The sequence below is a fragment of the Pseudomonas asturiensis genome (assembly GCF_900143095.1).
Lineage (GTDB): Bacteria > Pseudomonadota > Gammaproteobacteria > Pseudomonadales > Pseudomonadaceae > Aquipseudomonas > Aquipseudomonas asturiensis.
In genome coordinates this window covers 1-19,033 of the sequence record NZ_FRDA01000012.1, presented here as the reverse complement: position 1 = coordinate 19,033, position 19,033 = coordinate 1, and the positions used below count along the sequence as shown (strand labels likewise).

The 19,033-nt window shown below is 57.8% G+C and carries 19 protein-coding genes; 9 read left to right on the top strand and 10 right to left on the bottom strand.

Annotation, left to right across the window (positions count from 1 at the left end):
• Positions 1-266: 266 nt before the first annotated feature.
• A complete protein-coding gene (locus tag BUB69_RS19465) occupies positions 267-494 on the top strand; it encodes a VF530 family protein (protein WP_073169582.1) in 228 nt (75 codons plus the stop codon).
• A gap of 42 nt (positions 495-536) precedes the next feature.
• The gene (locus BUB69_RS19460) at positions 537-1,196 is read left to right on the top strand and encodes a Pr6Pr family membrane protein (RefSeq protein ID WP_073169580.1); all 660 of its coding nucleotides are present in this window, start codon (positions 537-539) and stop codon (positions 1,194-1,196) included.
• A 54-nt stretch (positions 1,197-1,250) separates the two neighbouring features.
• Here BUB69_RS19460 and BUB69_RS19455 read toward each other — a convergent pair whose 3' ends face one another.
• The 3 genes from BUB69_RS19455 to BUB69_RS19445 all read right to left on the bottom strand — a co-directional run bounded on the left by BUB69_RS19455 (position 1,251) and on the right by BUB69_RS19445 (position 5,817).
• A complete protein-coding gene (locus BUB69_RS19455) occupies positions 1,251-2,033 on the bottom strand; it encodes a siderophore-interacting protein (protein WP_073169578.1) in 783 nt (260 codons plus the stop codon).
• Entirely contained in the window at positions 2,030-2,620 is a 591-nt protein-coding gene (locus BUB69_RS19450; RefSeq protein ID WP_073169576.1) for a PadR family transcriptional regulator, read from the bottom strand. The genes BUB69_RS19455 and BUB69_RS19450 overlap by 4 nt, the downstream gene beginning before the upstream one ends.
• Before the next feature lie 77 nt (positions 2,621-2,697).
• Positions 2,698-5,817 (bottom strand): transglycosylase domain-containing protein, encoded by a 3,120-nt coding sequence (locus BUB69_RS19445; RefSeq protein WP_073169574.1) that lies wholly within the window; start codon positions 5,815-5,817, stop codon positions 2,698-2,700.
• A gap of 310 nt (positions 5,818-6,127) precedes the next feature.
• On the opposite strand from BUB69_RS19445, the gene BUB69_RS19440 reads away from it, so the two are divergent.
• Positions 6,128-7,042 carry a hypothetical protein gene (locus tag BUB69_RS19440; RefSeq protein ID WP_084537132.1) on the top strand — a complete coding sequence of 305 codons (915 nt, stop codon included), beginning with the start codon at positions 6,128-6,130 and terminating at the stop codon, positions 7,040-7,042.
• Between the two features lie 50 nt (positions 7,043-7,092).
• On the opposite strand, the gene BUB69_RS28285 is transcribed toward BUB69_RS19440, so the two are convergent.
• The 6 genes from BUB69_RS28285 to BUB69_RS19410 all read right to left on the bottom strand — a co-directional run bounded on the left by BUB69_RS28285 (position 7,093) and on the right by BUB69_RS19410 (position 13,173).
• On the bottom strand, positions 7,093-7,773 hold the full coding sequence (locus BUB69_RS28285; protein ID WP_084537131.1) for a hypothetical protein: 681 nt from the start codon (positions 7,771-7,773) through the stop codon (positions 7,093-7,095).
• Positions 7,774-7,894: 121 nt separating this feature from the next.
• Positions 7,895-8,605 (bottom strand): hypothetical protein, encoded by a 711-nt coding sequence (locus tag BUB69_RS19430; RefSeq protein ID WP_073169572.1) that lies wholly within the window; start codon positions 8,603-8,605, stop codon positions 7,895-7,897.
• Between the two features lie 308 nt (positions 8,606-8,913).
• On the bottom strand, positions 8,914-9,579 hold the full coding sequence (locus BUB69_RS19425; protein WP_245825305.1) for a hypothetical protein: 666 nt from the start codon (positions 9,577-9,579) through the stop codon (positions 8,914-8,916).
• 110 nt (positions 9,580-9,689) lie between these two features.
• Positions 9,690-10,820, bottom strand: coding sequence for an OpgC domain-containing protein (locus tag BUB69_RS19420; protein WP_073169794.1), 1,131 nt, complete (start codon positions 10,818-10,820; stop codon positions 9,690-9,692).
• A gap of 154 nt (positions 10,821-10,974) precedes the next feature.
• Entirely contained in the window at positions 10,975-12,588 is a 1,614-nt protein-coding gene (locus tag BUB69_RS19415) for an FMN-binding glutamate synthase family protein (RefSeq protein WP_073169569.1), read from the bottom strand.
• 219 nt (positions 12,589-12,807) lie between these two features.
• A complete protein-coding gene (locus tag BUB69_RS19410) occupies positions 12,808-13,173 on the bottom strand; it encodes a hypothetical protein (RefSeq protein WP_073169567.1) in 366 nt (121 codons plus the stop codon).
• 208 nt (positions 13,174-13,381) lie between these two features.
• Here BUB69_RS19410 and BUB69_RS19405 point away from each other — a divergent pair, with 208 nt between their 5' ends.
• From BUB69_RS19405 to BUB69_RS19395, 3 genes are all read left to right on the top strand, one after another.
• Positions 13,382-13,660, top strand: a complete 279-nt coding sequence (locus tag BUB69_RS19405; protein WP_073169564.1) for a type B 50S ribosomal protein L31 — start codon at positions 13,382-13,384, stop codon at positions 13,658-13,660.
• A gap of 154 nt (positions 13,661-13,814) precedes the next feature.
• Positions 13,815-14,906 (top strand): D-alanine--D-alanine ligase, encoded by a 1,092-nt coding sequence (gene ddlA, locus BUB69_RS19400; protein WP_073169562.1) that lies wholly within the window; start codon positions 13,815-13,817, stop codon positions 14,904-14,906.
• A complete protein-coding gene (locus BUB69_RS19395; protein WP_073169561.1) occupies positions 14,903-15,313 on the top strand; it encodes an NUDIX hydrolase in 411 nt (136 codons plus the stop codon). The genes ddlA and BUB69_RS19395 overlap by 4 nt, the downstream gene beginning before the upstream one ends.
• 14 nt (positions 15,314-15,327) lie before the next feature.
• Here the strand turns inward: BUB69_RS19395 and metR are convergent, their stop codons facing one another.
• Positions 15,328-16,245, bottom strand: a complete 918-nt coding sequence (gene metR / locus BUB69_RS19390) for a transcriptional regulator MetR (protein ID WP_024688531.1) — start codon at positions 16,243-16,245, stop codon at positions 15,328-15,330.
• Between the two features lie 106 nt (positions 16,246-16,351).
• On the opposite strand from metR, the gene BUB69_RS19385 reads away from it, so the two are divergent.
• From BUB69_RS19385 to BUB69_RS19375, 3 genes are all read left to right on the top strand, one after another.
• Positions 16,352-17,053, top strand: coding sequence for a uroporphyrinogen decarboxylase/cobalamine-independent methonine synthase family protein (locus BUB69_RS19385; protein WP_084537130.1), 702 nt, complete (start codon positions 16,352-16,354; stop codon positions 17,051-17,053).
• Positions 17,054-17,184: 131 nt separating this feature from the next.
• Complete coding sequence (locus BUB69_RS19380) at positions 17,185-18,177, top strand: alpha/beta fold hydrolase (RefSeq protein WP_073169790.1); 993 nt, start codon at positions 17,185-17,187, stop codon at positions 18,175-18,177.
• Between the two features lie 70 nt (positions 18,178-18,247).
• Positions 18,248-18,895, top strand: a complete 648-nt coding sequence (locus BUB69_RS19375; RefSeq protein WP_073169559.1) for a DsbA family oxidoreductase — start codon at positions 18,248-18,250, stop codon at positions 18,893-18,895.
• Positions 18,896-19,033 lie beyond the last annotated feature (138 nt).

Below are 19,033 nucleotides of genomic sequence, written 5' to 3'. Positions count from 1 at the left end.
CTCCCGCGACTGTCTGGGCAGTCGTCGGGGAAATACTTCCAATGCAGAGAATCGGTTCAGCTAGAGCCGTAATGATAGGACGCTAACGAGTTTGCAAAAAGACATTAACCTGACATGGATCATTGCAGGTTTGGTAACAGTGCTTTGAGCGACTATGGTTAAAGGCGCTGCGACGCTTTGCGCACGAAGTGCTTTGCGCCGTGCGAGCGCTCGGCTAAGGTGCGCACCTTCCTTTATCGCGTCACTCATCGGCTTCAAGGTTCGACATGACAACACCCACTACCGACCCGCTGCACGGCGTCACGCTGGAGCAGATTCTTAACGCCCTGGTCGAGCACTACGAGTGGTCAGGCCTGGCCGAGCGCATCGATATTCGTTGTTTCAAGAGCGACCCGAGCATCAAATCCAGCCTGACGTTCCTGCGCAAGACCCCTTGGGCGCGGGAAAAGGTGGAACGCCTGTACGCAAAGCTGCACCGCAGCAAGGGTTGGTAATCAACACATGGCAGGGAGGCTGATATTCAAGGAAGCACACCGATGCACAGTCAACACCTGCCTCGTTCCCGACGGCAGCGCACCTTCATTCTTCTGGCCGCCTGCCTGGGCTGGTCAGGGCTTGCGATTCAGCTTTATCTGATCTTTATCGGGCGCTGGATGGATCACGCCAGCCTGTTGGGCGGGCTGGTCCGGTTCTTCAGCTTCTTTACGGTGCTCACCAATACGCTGGTGGCGATTGCACTAAGCTGTGCGCTCAGCGAGCGGCAGTCGGCGGGGCATCGGTTTTTCCGCAGTCCCGTGGTGTGCAGCGGTATTGCAGTGAGCATTGCCGTGGTCGGCATCGCCTATAACATCCTGCTGCGCCATTTGTGGCATCCGCAGGGCTGGCAGTTCATCGCCGATGAGCTGCTGCACGACGTGATGCCGCTGGCGTTTCTGGCGTACTGGTGGCTGTGCGTGCCCAAAGGGGGGCTGCGTCTGGGCCACGTGTTGCTGTGGGCGTTGTACCCGGTGGTGTACTTCGCTTACATCCTGCTGCGCGGCGATGTGATCGGCGACTACATGTACCCGTTCATTGATATCGGCACCATCGGTTACACCCAGGCCTTCATCAATGCGCTGGGCGTTCTGCTGGGGTTCGTGATGATTGCGCTGGTGCTGCTGGGTGTGGACCACTGGGCGTCGCGCCGTCAGAAATGATCAGGCGCACAGTAGGGTGGTCTGACGTTGCCGATAGCGCCAGACCGCTCAGGTTCAGGCTTCTTCGCCGTCCAGCTTCCAGTAACCGGCAGCCTTGACGAACGCCTCATCCAGTCCGAATTCTTCCAGCAGCACACGACGCAGCTTGCGTGACAGACCGGATTCGGTGGCGACCCAGGCATAGAGCTTGCCCTCGGGCATTTCCAGACGACGCGTCACGTCAATCAGGTTCTGCTCGCCGCGCACGATCCAGATTACATCGACCTGCGCCGCGCTCTGGAACACCTGCTGCTCCTGCTCGTTGGCCACTTCGACCACCACCAGTGCAGCGCGGTTGGCTGGCAGCGATTCCAGGCGTCGGGCAATGGCCGGGATCGCGGTTTCATCGCCGATCAGCAAGTAGCTGTCGAACATGTCCGGCACCACCATCGAACCCTTGGGTCCCGCAATATGCAGAAACTGCCCCGGCTCAGCCTGAGCCGCCCAGGTAGCGGCAGGGCCCTCGCCGTGCAGCACGAAATCGATGTCCAGTTCGCCGTTGGCTGCGTCATAGCGACGTGGCGTGTAGTCGCGCATCGGCGGACGTGGCGCGTCCTTGTCGGTGGCGGGCGTCAGGGTTTCCAGCGCTTCGTGTTCCTGCGGGGTGCGCGGGAAGAACAGTTTGACGTGATCGTCGCTGCCCAGGCTGATGAACCCGTTCAGTTCCGGGCCTTGCAGGGTGATACGGCGCATCAGCGGTGTCAGTTGGGTCACGCGCAGCACCGTGAGCTTGCGGCGCTTGATGTCGTGCATCACGCGGTGAATTGTTTGCTCCTGAGTCGTGGGTTCTGACGTCATTGCGACTGCTCCGAGGCTGATTGCGGCCCATCGACGATGGCTTTGGCGGTGTTATTGAGCAGATCACGAACCCGAATGATTTCTTCCGGGCTCCAGCGGCCGTCATGCATGTGCATGGCATGGCGAAGGTTGTGCACCGCTTCGTGAATTTCCGGCGGCCGATCATGTCCGCGCAACGAGCGCTTGCTGACGTCGATGCGTGTACGCACGCCGTCCAGCGCAACGGCCTGTTCCAGCAGGGAGGCGCGACCGGCATCGGTCACGGTGTAAAGCTTCTTGCCTGCCTGGGCGTCGCCGAGGATCAGCTCGCTTTCTTCCAGGAAGGTCAGGGTTGGATAGATCACGCCTGGGCTTGGGCAATACGCACCGTCGAACAGGCCTTCGATCTTGCGGATCAGGTCGTAGCCGTGGGCAGGCTGCTCGGCGATCAACGCCAGCAGCAGTAATTTCAGGTCGCCCGGGGCAAATACACGCGGGCCACGTCCGCCACGTTCACGGCCGGGGCGCTTTTCAAAGCCGTCGCGGTCTTCACGAACATGATGGGGGCGGGGGTGGGGGTGATGAGCGTCATCACGCATAGTTGTCATCTCTCGTTGTCCGATTTAGATATACCTTAAGATATATCTAAACTGAGCTGCAAGTGATCATGACGAACGGTAACGGGCTATGTCTGCGTGCGGTTGTCGAGAGGCGGCGCGTTGCACATCGCTTTTCCATTGCGCTCCAGATAAGGCGTCAATATCGGTGCCATGCCCTTGAGCACCTGCACCGGCAGTGCCGAGGTGAAACGGAAACCCTCAGCGGCGCGGCCCGGCACGAACGCTGTCAGGGCGCCGAAATGGTTCTCGCCGATATAAAACACGAAGGTCGCGGTACGGTTGATGGCCCGCGAACTGATGACGCGTCCGCCTGCGCCGATGCTTTCGATACGGTTATCGCCGGTGCCGGTTTTGCCGCCCATGGCCAGCACGCTGCCGTCTTGCAGTTTGAAGGTGCCTTGCACCCGTTTTGCGGTGCCGCCGTCCACTACCTGCGACAGCGCTTCGCGCATCGCTGCGGCCACTTCGGACGGCAACACCCGCTGGCCCAGTTCCGGGTTGATGGTCAGTTCGGTTTCATAAGGCGTAGCGGCGGCAAACTGCAGGCTGTCGATACGCACAGCGGGCAGACGGATGCCGTCGTTCTGGATGATACCGATCAGCTCGGCCAGGGCTGCCGGGCGATCGCCGGAGCTGCCGATGGCCGTCGCCAGCGAGGGCACCAGATGATCGAAGGGATAGCCCACGCGCTGCCAGCGTTGCTCGATGTCCAGAAACGCCTCGACTTCCATCATGGTGCGGATCCGGCTGTCACGCGCGCCCTTGTGCCGGCTCTTGAACAGCCAGCCATAGACTTCCTGACGTTCGAAGCGGCTGGCCGACACGGCGTCCTTGAACTGCGCGTCGGGGTGCTTGAGCAGATAGCCCACCAGCCACAGATCCAGAGGATGCACGCGCGCGATGTAACCCTGATCCGGCAGGTCATACGCGCCCGGACCATAGCTGTCATACAGATCCGTCAGACGTTTTTCGGTCAGTTTCACTGTGGCTCTCGGGTCTTCAAGGTGCGCACGAACGAAGGCATTGAAGGTGTTGCGGTCAGCCCCCGGCAACAGGTAACGGTGCACGGCGGCCAGACGGATGGCGGTCGGGTTGATGCCGTCCAGAAACGTGTCGAGACGTTCCTGCGTGGTCTTGTCCTTGTAGCGCTTCCAGAAACGCAGCAGGAACACCGTGCCTTCTCGGTCGGCGAACTGGCTCAGGTATTCCTGGCGACGCGGGTTGTCGTCGTCCTTGAGCAGTGCCGCGCTGTTGCTGGGGGCCTGATAGGTGCTGTAGCGCACAATATCGCGCATCAGACGAATGAACGGCAGGTTGATGGACTCACGCAGCGACTCACGCAAGGTCGGAATTCGCCCGTCGTCTTCGTGTCGGAAGTTGTTGAAACGATGCATACCGCCGCCGGTGAAGAACGCCTCGCCGGGGCTGGCCGAGTAGGTGCGATCCAGCGCGGCTGCAAGCATTTTCGACAGGTCGCGGTCCTTGTTCTGTATCAGGTAGTCCACCGACCAGCGTGTCAGGCGATCGGGCTCTTCGATGGGGACTTTCCTCAGTTGCGCGACACTCATGTCGGCATAGCGCCCGTGCAGTTCGGCGATGATTTCCAGGTAGGTCGTCAGCACCCGCATCTTGGCGGTCGAACCCAGTTCCAGCTTGCTGCCCTCGTTGATGTCGAACGGCTGATCGGTGCTGTCGGTCTGCACGCGCACCCGCGAGCCATCCGTCCCGCGCTCGAACAGCGTGAAGCTGTAACGCACTTGCGTGGTACTGGCAGGGGTCAGCAGACGCTCACCCATCAGACCGATGCTGCCCGCAAACGCCGGGTCGGCCAGGTCGCGCAGGTATTGGCTGACCTGGGTCTGCAACTGACCGTGCAAGGTGCTGGTGGCCGACAGATCGAGGCGGTCCAGGTCATACAGCGGACGATTCAGCAGGTTCGACAGCCGGGTGCGCGCAACGCTGATGCCCTTGTTGGTTTCAATGGGCTGAATCGTCGGCTGCTGCACCCAGTCGCGGTAGGTGACAGTCGCCGCCAACGCCGCATCTGCAAGGGGCTGATCGATCACTTTGGCCTGGGCCAGCAGGCGAATGTGGCTGTCGGTGAGCTCAGCCAGTTCCAGACGACCCTTGGCCAGATAATGGGAAGGGCGGCGCTGGGCAATCACCAGCGACAGCACCTCGCGCAAGGCCAGCGCTTTTTCGGCCAGGCTTTTTGGGTCTGCAGGACTGGACGCGAGGATTTCATTGGTTCTGGCAAAGTCCACACCGAACCAGACTCGCAAACCCTCGGCCAGACCATGCACCTCGCCGTGCCCGGGAACCGCGGACAACGGCACACTGTTCAGATAATCCCTGACCACATGCTGACGTGCTTCCAGCGTCTGTGCGCCGGGTTGATAAGCCCGGACGCTGGCGGAAATCATCTGCCGGATTTTCTCCGAGCCAGACTGCGTCAGCCCATCCGGCGAGTGGCGATACTTTTCCAGTTGCGTGGCCAGCGTACTGCCGCCCGCTGACTGACCAGGCAGCGACAGCAGCCGTGCCACTTGCGACCACGCGGCCTTGGCAAATCGCGGCCAGTCCACCGCCGGGTTAGCCAGCGGCTGCTGCGGGTCAAGCAGGTCGCGGTTTTCGATGAACAGCAGGCTGTGCACCACCACTGGCGGAATGTCGGCAAATGCCGGGTAGAACTGTTGCGGATAGCGAAACTCATACAGCGGCGCGCCACGGCAGTCGGTGATCGACAGCCCGGCCTGAATCTTTTCCTGATACGGCACGAAGAAGCCGTGCTGGCTGTAGCGCATCAGTTCGGGGGAAAAGCGCGCCTGCCGCGTGATCACATAATCGCGCTTGAGCAAACGCGGCAGGAATTCATCCAGCGATGAGTAGCCCAAGCGTTTATCGAAAGGCCCGTCACCCGGATACACCACCTGCGTACTCGGCCCTGGCTGCACCGAATAACCGAGGCTGGCGGCAAAGCGACTGAATTCGCGTGCCTGAAGCCTGGAACTGCGGCTTTCCACGGCCACCGCTGCGCCCAGCGCGACACCGCCCAGTGCCACGACCACCCAGAACACCCGCCATCCATAACGTTTACGACGGGGCTGCTGCGGCGCGCGTGGGTCATCCTGACGGTCAGCGGAAATCACATCTTGCCTGCTATCGGAATGCCTGAATACGCCCATAGTCGATGGCCCGTCACCCTGTTAACGCACCTGAGACAAGCTTAGACGCTGGTTGGGATTACAGGAGAAATTGTCGGGCTCAATGTGAGACTGTGCAGCCGATGCGGGGCGGTCAGAAAAATTGCAGTCGGGGGCGTCCTGGAGTGACTGATCCAGCATGTTGTTTGAATACGCACGATTTTTTAATGTGTAGGATGTTTCCGTAAAGTTGTTCTCGGTATTGATCTTCAACGTATTCGCTGATTACGTCCAGGCAGTCAGTGGCAATGAGGCCCGGCGTACATTAATGGACTTACGTTGAGAATTTAAAATGAAAAACAATAAAAGTAATACGTGCCGCATGCTCGTGTCGGGACTGTTTCTGGCAATGTCCTGCCATGCGCTTGCACAGGGTGAAAGCGGTGTTGTCAGCATTGCGTCGGATGCGCTGCACGAAACATCGGTGTTGCGCGCAGAAAACCCAGGTGTGGTCGTGCTCTCCGACAAGATTCACCAAATTACTCAGACGCTGGAAAGTGTTTCGGCGGTCCATCAGTACAGCTTTACCGCGGTTCGTGGCCAGAATGTTTTGTTGGCAACGCCTGGCAGTCAATACGACAAACTCTGGAAAGTTGAATATCAAGTTGACAGTGGCGAGTGGAAGCCTAAACGCTTTGCAAGCGCTCAACTGATATCCGGCTTGAACCCCGGTGCTCAGGTCAATGTCCGCGTAATCACCGTTGAAGGGAGCAAGTTTGAAAGCGCGGAATACAGGATTGTGCTCGGGTCGTTTCCTCACATGAGTTACGACCTGCTCAACGAGAAAGGTATTTTACCGATTTCGGCAATTCAGAGTGACAAGAAAGGGTTTCTAGCCACTCAAGGATTCAAGGAGGTAACGCTGGAGGCGAATTTTACGGACAGCAAGGCGTATCCCTTGGAGGGGGGGCAGTTGTTCTTTTCACTGACTACGGGTGCCGGAGAGGAGGTGAAAAAAACCTTTTTATCTGATGAAAATGGAAAAATATCAGAGCTGATAGAATTCAAGCGTTGCGAAGGAGGCTGGCTCGCAGACAGCATATATGAAAACGTCGATAAGAAAAGGCTTACGTGGAGTACGCGTTACGAGGAGGGGGTTTATAGTGCCAGTAATATTTTGACGGGGCGGCTGGAGGACAAAGTTTATGAGTTCAAGCTAGGGCATTTGTGTAAGCGTTGGCTAACCAATTTGCATACAAGGCCGTAAATTTTAAGAAAGGGCGGCTCCGCTTGTCTACGGAGCGCCCTTTTTGACACCTACGCGTAGGTGTTTATCAGAGAATTCCCATTTTTCTCGTCATGCTCCTTCACTTGCTTCATCCATCCTTCAGTCATGTCAATCGGGTCTGAGAGTACCTTCCCGAGGTCGACAATATCCTGAAAGTTCAAAAGGTTCAGGTTGGTTTTTCCTGAAAGATTTTTGGAGTCATGGTCAAATATCGTCATTATAAGCTTCGCACCTTCTCTTACCGAACCCTTGAAGTCGCCGTCTGAATTAATGGCTCTGGTTAACCATTGTAAGTCGTCGTCGTTCAGTTTTTTTCCGGGGTCCAATATTTTGATCTCCGCGTCGTCGCCAAGAGTAAAGCTGAAGTTTTTCTCTGCCAAGTCCGGTCGGATATGTGCGACTTGTTTTTTAAAAGCACCAAAAAATAGTTCTTGGTTGCCCAGCTCTCTAGCGGCCGACACTCTCATGGACAGTAAATAGCATTCCTTCGCATAATGCTGCATTGATACGGGTACACCGTCCTGCATGTAATCGTAAGATATTTTGTTCCAAGGCTCTTCCTCCCTTGTGTAGAACTCTTTCGCATAGGCTTCTTTCTTCTCCTGATGCGTTGACACATCGGACGAGGGCGGGTTGGTCGGCAGAGGCGCAAGAGTCTGCCGAGGTGTTTGAGCGGGTATGTAGTATGGAATTGCGCTGTTGATATTCATGTCTCGCTCCTTGCTGAATGGATGACGCTTCCTTGATAACGGCGATGTGGAGAAAACCTTTGCCTGATAACCCTGTAGGAAGTTTCCGGATGAGGGCGGTGGTGTGATGCCTTTCTCGGTTTCAAGCGTGAACGTCCACCAACGGTTCCTCCTTGACCTCGCGCTTTGGTGCATAGCGTTCGATCTGGTAGATGATGGTGTCCATGAAGTTACCAATGGTGTTGCGGCTGAACACTTGTCCGTAGTCAATGACCTTGCTGAATTTCTCCAGGTTGAGCGTGTGCTCGGTACCGAATTTTTCTGAGTAGTGATCCAGCAAGGTCATGATGCTTTTGGCGTTGGTGATCAACGCATCCTTGAGCGGCTTGCGTTTGTTGAGTTCTTCGGTGAGGTAGGTGTGCTCCGCGGGCGTTAATACGCCATCCGGGTCAGTTATCTTTATGGTTTCGTCGAAGCTCAAGGTGAAGCCATAGTGCTTGCCTGCAAGTCCGGGGTTCAAATAGGCGAGTTGCTGTTTGAAATTGTGAAAGTCGTCGAACATGCTACAGATCGAGCTTTCAAATTTTTTCAGTTCAATTTCGAGAAACTTATCCCTCATTGGTTTTATGTCTTCGGCCGAAAGGAATTTGTAAATTTCGTCAATTTCCCCTTTGTCGTTTTTTGGCAGCCAAGGGCTTTCTTCGAACCGGTAAAATTCTTCATTTGGATCGCGCGGAGGTTTGACAGGCGTCGGCAGAGGTTTTGACAACTCCGCAAGTGCCGGGCTGGAGGTCGCTTTTTTGATGAGGTCAGGTTGGAACGCGAGGCTCATGGTTGCTGCACTGATTTTCATGTCAGGTATTCCTGCTGATGAGTTAACTCGCTAACGGCCTTAGGTTGAAAAACTTGCCCTGATAATGTTGTAGGATTTTTCTCTAGAATTTGAATGGATGATTTTATTGTAGGAGTTTTCTTGTTTTGGTTAGTGTGGGTTGACTGATGGGGTGGCTTTCTATTATGTCGGTTTTATCAGCGGCATTCAGCCCTGTCTAAAAAATTATAATGAGGATGATTTACAAGAGATACGTCTGCCTCTGGCTTGTGCCTGTATTTTTCAGTGTGGCGTTAAGCTCTGGTATGAAAAAAATCCCGCCAGACTTTTTATGCCGATACAGAAATATATGAATGGCTGATCTTTTCAGCATTGCTCTGAACTTGCCGTACCCATTCACTTTGCATAAGGTTAATGCCAGTGTTTAGTATCTTGTCGTAATCTATAATGCTGTGAAAATTCTCGATGTTCAGGTTGTATCGATTTCCGAACGTTTCGTGATCATGGTCCACCAGGGTCATGAGCATTTTTGCATTTGCCTGGACCATGCTTTTAAGTTCTTGGAAGTTGTTGATGGATTCCGTCAGCACCGCTCTGTCGGTTTCGGTTAAGCTGTTGTCATAACCAATGATTTTCAGGGATGCGCTTTCGTCCAGTGTGAAGCCAAATTTTTTGTTTGCGATGTCTGGATGGGTATCTATCAGCTCTTTTCTGTAAGCGTCATACGTGATCTGCATGAGTCTCAAATCGATAGCATTGAACATTTTTTGATGCGCCACATACTCTTCACGATTCGTGATCAGCGGATCCACTGGCTCTGAAAGCCAGGGTTCTTTCTCACATTCATAAAAAGGCTTTTCTTTCGCTGTTGTGGCGTCAGCCGTCATAGCCTCTTTTTTTGGCGCAGCGCCGCCAACCATTCCCGATTCCAATGCGCGTGGCATGGCCGTAGGCTGCAAGGTCTTCATGTGGGTTGTGACGGTATCAATATTCAAGGCATTACCCTCCCGTTAAGTTCATACCGAATAACGGCCATTTCAAGAAAAACTTGGCCTGATAAAGCAGTAGGAACTTTCCGAGAGGGCGATTGAATGTGATGCGATTCTCAGGTTGGCAAGAGACGGGGCGCTTTATCGAAGCGTTTGTTCAACTCAAGCCCGTTGGCCATCAGCATCATCAACCCGAGGCCGACGATCGCGGTGGTGACTTGCATTGGCCAGGTGTCTCCCGCCAGTGCATTGGCCATGTCGGCCAAAGGGGCGAGCAGTACGCCCAGGCAGAACACTTCCAGTGAGTAGCGGCCCATGCGGCAGGTCTGGCGAGCAGGCCAATTTTCGAGCCAGGTGCTGGTGGCGGGCAGCAAGCGGGCGACCACGTAGACCAGCGCCAGAAAGTGCAGCAGCCGCACAGGTGCCAGGTCGGTCTTGCTGATGGGGTAGAGGCTTTCCAGTTGCAGGGTCGATACCAGTGCGGTGTGCAACCCTGGCCATTTCTCGCTGAAGGTCAGTACGCCAGCGATCAGCACGTAAACGGCGGCAAGCATGAACAGCGGTTGTTGACGCAACGGGACACGTTCCCTGGCGATTTGCGTCTCGGCCCGCAGCGCACAGGCACCGCCGAGGATGAACAGCAACTGCCAGGCCACCGGGTTGAAATACCAGACGCCGCCGCCTTCATAGGCGCGCAGGTTCCAGCCAAACAGCGGCACCATCAGGTACAGGGCAATCGACAGGCCGACCGCCAGCTCCAGCTTGCGCAGCATGAGCGGCAGGATCAAAGGCAGCGTCAGCAACAGGACGATGTACAACGGTAACGGGTCGGTCAGGTTGGGTTTGAAGCGCAGCAGCAGTTCATCGGCCAGCGCCTGCTGGGGGTTGCCGACGAAGTATTCGAGCCCCATCTGCTGCACCATATCGCGGGTCTCGACATGGTTGTTGGCGACGAAGACGATGCCCATCAGCAAGGTCAACAGAAAGATGTGCACCACATACAGCACCCAGGTGCGCCGCAGGATACGCACGCCTGCGACCAGCATGCCCTCGCGTCGGGCAATGCGCCCGTACGCAAGAATCGCCGCGTAACCGGCCAGAAAGACGAAGATCTCCGCCGCATCGCTGAAACCGAAGTTGCGCACGGTCAGTTGGGCCAGCGGGTTGTCTGGCACGTGATCCCAGAAAATGAAGATCAGCGCCAGGCCCCGAAAGAAGTCGATTCGATGATCGCGTCCGTTAGTCATAACGGTGGACTCTTGAAAGTTGCTAATAAGATGGGCCACAGAGGGCTGAGGTTCCGCGCCGCCAGTCAGTGTCTTTCGGCGGCGCGGCAGGGTGGCGTTAAATCAGGATAATTGCAAAATCAGGCTATTACAGAATGTCTCCACACCAGCCTGCTTAGGCGACGTCGGCGGGCTCGAAACTGTCGGCTCGCGCCATCTGCCACATGCGTGAATAAAAGCTGTCGTCCTTCACGCCGTTGAGCAACTGGCCCGGTTGCAGGAACACGTGAGTTTGCGAGAACAGCTTGATTTCAGTGGCCGACATGCGCCTCACCAAGTGCTTGGCTTCCAGTTGTGAAGGGTGATCCAGACCTGCTGCGGCGAGCATCTCGGCCAGCCCCTTGAGCGTGTTGCGATGGAAGTTGTACACCCGCTCGGCCTTGTCCGGCACGACCAGTGCGCGTTGACGCAGGGCATCCTGAGTGGCGACGCCGGTGGGGCATTTGTTGGTGTGACAACTTTGTGACTGAATGCAACCGATGGCGAACATGAAGCCGCGCGCGGCGTTGGCCCAGTCGGCGCCAATGGCCAGCACGCTGGCGATATCGAAAGCACTGACGATCTTGCCGCTGGCGCCCAGTCGGATCTGATCGCGAAGGTTCAGGCCGACCAGCGTGTTGTGTACGAACAGCAGCGCCTCGCGCATCGGCGTGCCCATGTGGTCGGTAAATTCGACCGGCGCGGCCCCGGTTCCGCCTTCCTTGCCATCGACCACGATGAAGTCCGGGTAGATGCCGGTGTCGAGCATGGCCTTGGCGATGCCCATGAACTCCCATGGATGGCCCAGGCAGAACTTGAAGCCGACCGGCTTGCCGCCCGACAGTTCGCGCAACTGCGCAATGAACTGCATCAGCTCGAAGGGTGTGGAGAACGCGCTGTGCCGTGACGGCGAAATACAGTCTTCACCCATCGGGATACCCCGAGTGTCGGCGATTTCCTGAGTGACTTTGTGTTTGGGCAGGATGCCGCCGTGACCGGGCTTGGCCCCTTGGCTCATCTTGATTTCGATCATGCGCACTTGCGGGTCCTTGGCCTGCTCGGCAAACCGCTGCGGGTCGAAGCGGCCATCCGCCGTGCGACAACCGAAATAGCCGCTGCCCAGTTCCCAGGTCAGATCGCCCCCGTGCTCTCGGTGATAAGGGCTGATGCTGCCTTCCCCGGTGTCGTGGGCGAAGTTGCCCAGTTTCGCGCCCTTGTTCAGCGCACGGATGGCGTTGGCGCTCAGCGAGCCGAAACTCATGGCCGAGATGTTGAAGATAGAGGCTGAATACGGCTGCGTGCATTGCGGGCCGCCGATCGACACGCGAAAGCTGTTGGGGTCGCTCAACGGAGCGGGTCGCATGGAGTGGCCGATGAATTCGAAACCGGTCTGATAGACATCGATCAGCGTGCCGAACGGCTTGTCGGCCGACTCATTTTTGGCGCGCGAATACACCAGTGAGCGTTGCGCGCGGGAAAAGGGCAGGGCGTCGCTGTCGGATTCGAGCAGGTACTGGCGAATCTCCGGGCGTATGGCTTCAACCGCGTAGCGGATGTTGCCCAAAATCGGGTAATTGCGGCGTACCGAGTGCGGTTTCTGCAGCAGGTCGATGATGCCGACAACGCTCAGTAGTGCGGTCAGGAGGGTGAACGGCCATAGCCACTCGTGATGCCAGAACGGCAGACTGAACAGGGTGAAGAGTACGCATCCGACGAAGACTGCGTAACGGCTGAGTAGTGAGAGGCTCATACGACATCCTTGGGCTAATGGTTTTCAGCGCCAGGCGCCCCGTCTTCGCCTGCGAATGAGTGCATGCAGGACCGCAGGGCTACCGGACTTTGCGCACCCTGGCCGGTTCGCATAAGCGATCCAGCGCAGGGCGCAACTGAAATGTAGCGGATTGCCGCCATGGATGTGAGCAGTAAGTGCGGCGCCAGCGATGGCTTCTGGTGGTGCTGCAGCGTTCGTTCAGCTTTCCAGCACCCAGGGTTTCTGGTGTCTCAAGCGCTCTGTGGCGGCGTACACCTCTTCGCGACCCTCCAGGTTGATCCAGCGCAGGTGCTGGATGAGGGCCAGTTCCTTAGGGTTGAGGGCCACGAAACCTGGTTCATCTGCCTTGTTCATGAAGTTGTCGCGAGCTTGGGCGGGTGTGCTGGCTGTGATCACGTCCTGCAGTACGTTCTGCAGTAGCGACACATAACCCACCAGCATCGAAGGGTTGCACATGACGTGGGTCTTGTTGACGTAACCATCGAGCAGCCGCAGTGAATCCCGGGCTTCGATCAGGCGTTCATAAGCATGTGCAGGCAGGTCGTAGCGGGCGGTGTCAGGCATGAAAGTCCTACTGGCTTTTATTGTTGTCCCCTCCGCGGCTCGGGGGCCGTCCCTGGGCACCGATTGGCAGAGGCGCGTCGAACCTTAGCTTCAAGTGCCTGCCCGATCAAGCCTCTCGATACGGCCCATCGACAGGAATCATTATCATCTACAGGATTCATTATGTTACTGTGTAACACTTAAATCACCTGTGTGACCGGAGGTCTCCATGAAACCCGATATCCATCCCGCTTACCGCACCGTGCTGTTTCACGACACGGCCGCTGACGCGTTTTTCCTGATCGGCTCCACCGTCGACACTGATCGTACGCAGCAGCACACCGACGGTAATGCCTACCCGTATGTCGCTCTGGACGTGTCCAGCGCGTCGCACCCGATGTACACGGGCCAACAGCGCAAGACCACCAGCGAAGGTCGAATCGCAGGCTTCAACAAGCGTTTTGCCACTTTTGGTTCCGCTGGCAAGAAAGACACGTCGGCCGAATAATGTTCCATCTGCCGTCCCGGTCGAGGGCATCCGCACAGGATGGCTCTGGGCCGGGATTTTTTTTGCCCGGAGTGAGGGTTGCGACCACTCGTCCTCTGGACTAACAGCAGGAATTGCTTTTATCTTCGCGGCCTGAAAAACAGGAGTACCCGCTTTGAAAAAGTCAGTGGCCATCATTTTCGGTGGGCAATCCAGCGAGCATGAAGTTTCGTTGCAGTCAGCGCGCAACGTGATCAATGCAATTGATCGTGAACGCTATGAGCTGACCCTGATAGGCATCGACAAACACGGCGGCTGGCTGCGGTTCGATGAGCGCGATTACCTGCTCAACGCGGGCGATCCGGCAAAAATCAGCTTGAGCGCGTCCGGCAAGCGCCTGGCATTGCTGCCCGGCAGCACCGAGGGGCAGTTCGTCGAGGTTCGCTCCGGGGAACCACTGCCGCGCATCGACGTGGTGTTCCCGTTGATCCATGGTGCCTATGGCGAGGACGGTTCGCTGCAAGGCCTGCTGCGTCTGCTGGCGATTCCTTTCGTGGGGCCGGAGGTGCTGGGCTCCGCTGTCTGCATGGACAAGGACGTGACCAAGCGCCTGCTGCGCGATGCAGGCATCGCGGTTGCGCCTTTCGTGGTGCTGAGCCGTGGTCAGGCCGTCCGGTTTTCGCAGGTTGCCGAACAGCTCGGCCTGCCGATGTTCGTCAAGCCTGCCAGTCAGGGTTCGTCGGTCGGTGTCAGCAAGGTGGTCGACGAAGCCGGTTTCGAGGCCGCTCTGGCACTCGGGTTTCAGTTCGATCACAAGCTGCTGATCGAGCAAGGCATCGCTGGCCGCGAGGTGGAGTGCGCGGTGCTGGGCAATCGCGACCCGCAGGTCAGTGTGTGTGGCGAAGTGGTCGCCAACGACGAGTTCTACGCGTACGACACCAAATACCTCAACGGTGATCAGGCACGCATTGCCATTCCGGCAGAGCTGGCGGCCGATCTGAGTGATGAGGTACGTAACGTCGCGCTGACAGCCTACAAGGTGCTGGGGTGCGAGGGGCTGTCACGGGTCGATTTCTTCGTCACCGAAGCACGCGACATTATCATCAACGAGGTCAACACCATTCCCGGTTTCACCTCCATCAGCATGTACCCCAAACTGTGGCAGGCCAGCGGTCTGTCCTACGCCGGGCTGATTGATCGTCTGATCGCACTGGCACTGGAGCGCGCTGACGAGGCGCGACTGCTCAAAACGGACATTTTTGCATGAAGCTCATCACCATTGCGGCAGCCTTGTTAGTCAATCCTGACGGCCAGACCCTGCTGGTGCGCAAGCGCGGCACCCAGGCCTTCATGCAGCCGGGCGGCAAGATCGAGCCTGGCGAAGCTGCGTCACTGGCGCTGGCCCGTGAGCTGGAGGAGGAGCTTGGGCTGATCATCGATCCGCAGCAGGCGGTTTTTCTCGGCGAGTTCACGGCACCGGCCGCCAACGAGCCGGGCTTTGAAGTGCACTGTCAGTTGTTCGAAGTCATGACCGATGCGCCGGTGGTACCGGCTGCCGAGATCGAGGAGGTGATCTGGATTGGAGCAGAACCTCATCCGGAGCTGCATCTGGCCCCGCTGACCCGCGACCTGATTCTGCCGTTGTACCGGCAGCGCCAGATCGAGGTGGCCTGAGCATACGCCGGGCGTCAGCGCACTGCGCTGACGCCATCCAGCGTCGAGAATGACGTGTCCTTGGCCGTCAGCAGGAAATCGCGCATGTAAGGCGCGTCGAGCATGTCGGCGCGTATGCCGGCATAGAGCGTTGCGAACAACCCTTTCTCTCCAAGACGCTTGGCTTTCACATAGCCCCGCGAGCTGTACTCGTGCAGCGCCCAATGCGGCATCCCGCACACCCCGCGTCCGCTGGCGACCAGTTGCATCATCATCACGGTCAGTTCCGAGGTCCGCACCTGCGCGGGCTCGATATCGGCCGGCTCCAGGAAGCGCGTGAAGATGTCCAGTCGATCACGCTCTACGGGGTAGGTGATCAGGGTTTCGTCCAGCAGATCTTCCGGGACGATGTAAGGCTTGCTGGCCAACGCGTGCTGATTGGCGACGGCCAGCATCGCCTCGTAGGTAAAGAGCGGCACGTAGGTGATACCAGGCAGTTCCAGCGGGTCCGAGGTCACTACCAGGTCCAGGTCTCCTCGGGCCAGCGCGGGCAGCGGCGCGAACGAGAAGCCTGAAGACAGATCCAGCTCGACTTCAGGCCACGCATCGCGGAACTGGTCGATGGTCGGCATCAGCCACTGAAAGCAACTGTGGCATTCGATGGCCATGTGCAGGCGGCCCGCAGTACCGCCCGCCAGACGTGCGATATCCCGTTCTGCGCCGCGAAGCTGAGGCAGGATCGAATCGGCCAGTTGTAGCAAGCGCAACCCGGCACTGGTGAAGCGCACGGGTTTGGTCTTGCGCACGAACAGCGGCATGCCCATGCGCTCTTCCAGCTCCTTGAACTGGTGCGACAGCGCCGATTGTGTCAGGTGAAGGCGTTCGGCGGCTTCCACCAGGCTGTCGGCCTCACGCAGCGCGTGGAGGGTTTTAAGGTGGCGTATCTCAAGCACGGTCAGTGCTCCATGAATAGTATTTGTGATCAACACGAAAAAAATGAGTTTGTCTCATGTTGCTCCGGCTGTCGACAATAGCGCCATCTTTTATGGAGGACGCCTCATGGCCCTGGCACTCAACGCTGACTACCTGCGCATAGGCGCTGATCATGAACTGCAGCAGGCTTTGCAGGCGTGCTGGCAGCGCGAAGAGTCGTCCATGACCGGCGCCGCCGAATGGCTGGCCGTTCAGTGTCCATCACTGATTCCACAACTGACTCAGAATCAGCGTTTTCAGCCGGACTGGGAACGGCTGCTCAAGGATGCACAAGCGGCCAGCGAGCAAGGTCGCAAGCCCTCGCTTATCGGTCCACTCACGTACCTCTGGTTTTCTCAGGCATTCCAGGACTTCGACAAGCTCGATCTGCTTGATCGCCTGCTGCCAGCCTATGGCGAAATCTTCGGTCGTCTGGCGGCCAGGGGTGTTGAGTGGGTGCAGATTGATGAGCCGATCCTGACCCTCGACCTGCCCCTGGAATGGCGCAATGCATTCGAACGCGCTTACCACATTCTTCAGTACTCGCCGCTGAAAAAGCTGGTGGCGACCTACCGCGGCGACCTCAAGGACAACCTTGGCGTGGCGGCTCTGTTGCCGGTCACCGGCCTGCACATCGACCGTGTCAGCGTGTCAGAGCAACTGGCGCCGGTGTTCGATCGTCTGCCGACCTACAAGGTCCTGTCCCTCGGTCTCGTCGGCGATCAGGTCGAGCTGGTTCAGGAAGCACGCGCCCGTTTTGGCGAAAACCTGCTGCTGGCCTGCGCCTGATCGAGTGCATGCCGGTCTCGTAGACGACCGTTGAGCCCCCTTCATCAAATTGTCACGCAACTGTGGCAGCGCGCTTTGCAAAACATCATCAGACTTGTTGCCTACTGGGGATCTGTTTTTTGGTGTTTTTCATGCGGGTGTTAATTTTTCTGGCCGCGCTTCTGTGCAGCTTGCAGTCTTTTGCGGCCGATCGTTGCGACGTCGATGTTCCTGTGCAAATTGCCGAACTCAAGCAAGTGCGAATTGCCTACCAGAGTATTGGCAGTGAATCCGACCCTGCCTTGCTGCTGGTCATGGGCCTGGGCGGGCAACTGATTCACTGGCCTGACGAGGTGGTGGTCGCGCTCTGTCAGCAGGGTTATCGGGTGATTCGCTATGACAACCGTGACGTGGGCCTTTCCACGTGGGTGCAACAGCCTGCCGATGCCAACCTCACCTACGAAGTGCTGCGCTACAAGCTCGGCCTGCCGGTTTCCGCACCTTATTCACTGACTGATATGGCCGATGATGCGTTGGGCCTGATGGATAGCCTGCAGATTCGGCAGTTTCACGTATTGGGCGCAAGCATGGGCGGGATGATCGCCCAGCATCTGGCGGACCTTGCGCCTTCGCGCGTTGAGAGCATGACGCTGATCATGACCAGCTCCGGCGCTCAGGGCCTGCCGATGCCCAGTGCGGCGTTGATGCAATTGCTGGCCCGCCGTGGCGCGCCGAACCGGGAAATCGCCATTGAGCAACAGGCCGATCTGTTGGCGGCGTTGGGCAGCCCGCAGGTCAAGGATGATCGCGCACAGCTGCTGCATCAGGCGGCGGTCTCCTACGACCGCGCCTTTAACCCCGAGGGCGTCAAGCGTCAGATCATGGCGATTTTGGCCGAGCCCAGCCGGGTCGAACTGCTCAATCGCCTGCGTCTGCCGGTACTGGTGGTTCATGGCACCGCCGACCCGCTGTTGCCCGTGATGCATGGCGTGCACGTTGCGGCGCACATTCAGGGCAGTCAGTTGCGTTTGATTCCGGGGCTTGCGCATCGGTTTCAAGAGGCGTTCAAGGCTCCGCTGCTCGGTGCGGTGCTGCCTTATCTGAAAGCGCAGCATGACGACGGCAGGAATCTGGCGCAGTTGTAGAAGCCCGTGCGGTTGAAAGGGGTGGGCAGAGGTGTATCGTGTGGCTTTTGCCGATTGAGCGAGGGCCACTATGAGCACTGCACTGAAAATCGATTTCGTTTCCGACGTTTCCTGCCCCTGGTGCGTCATCGGCCTGCGGGCGCTGGACAAGGCGCTGGCAGAGCTGGGTGATGAAGTCCAGGCGCACATCCATTTTCAGCCTTTCGAGCTGAACCCGAACATGCCGGCCGAAGGCCAGGACATCAAAGAGCATATCGCCGAGAAATACGGCTCCACGCCCGAACAGATCGAAAGCATTCACGACACGATTCGTGAGCGTGGTGCCGAGCAGGGCTTTGTCTTTGCCAAAGGCGAGCGGCGTATCTACAACACCTTCGACGCGCATCGTCTGCTGCACTGGGCCGAGCTTGAAGGCAAACAACACGCCTTGAAGGACGCGCTGTTCGAGGCTTACTTCAGCGAGCTGAAAGACCCTTCAAACCACCAGGCTCTGGCGGATGCTGCGCAGAAAGTGGGACTGGATCGCGTGCGTGCTCAGGCCGTGCTCGACAGCAACGAGTACGCGAGTGAAGTGCGTGAAGCTGAAAAGCTGTGGACGTCTCGCGGCGTAAGCTCAGTGCCGACCATCGTCTTCAACGACCAGTACGCCGTATCGGGCGGGCAGCCGGTGGACGTGTTCGTCAGTGCGATCCGGCAGATTGTCAGCGAGGCGAAGTGAGGGCAGGTTTCACGCCTGCTCGTCCACGAATAGGCAGGTACATTCAGCCAGTGGGAGCGGACTCCTCCGCGAAGGGGGCGTTGTACTCAGTCGAAGGGTTGTGCCTGGAAGTCAGTCTTCGTGAGCAAGCTCACTCCC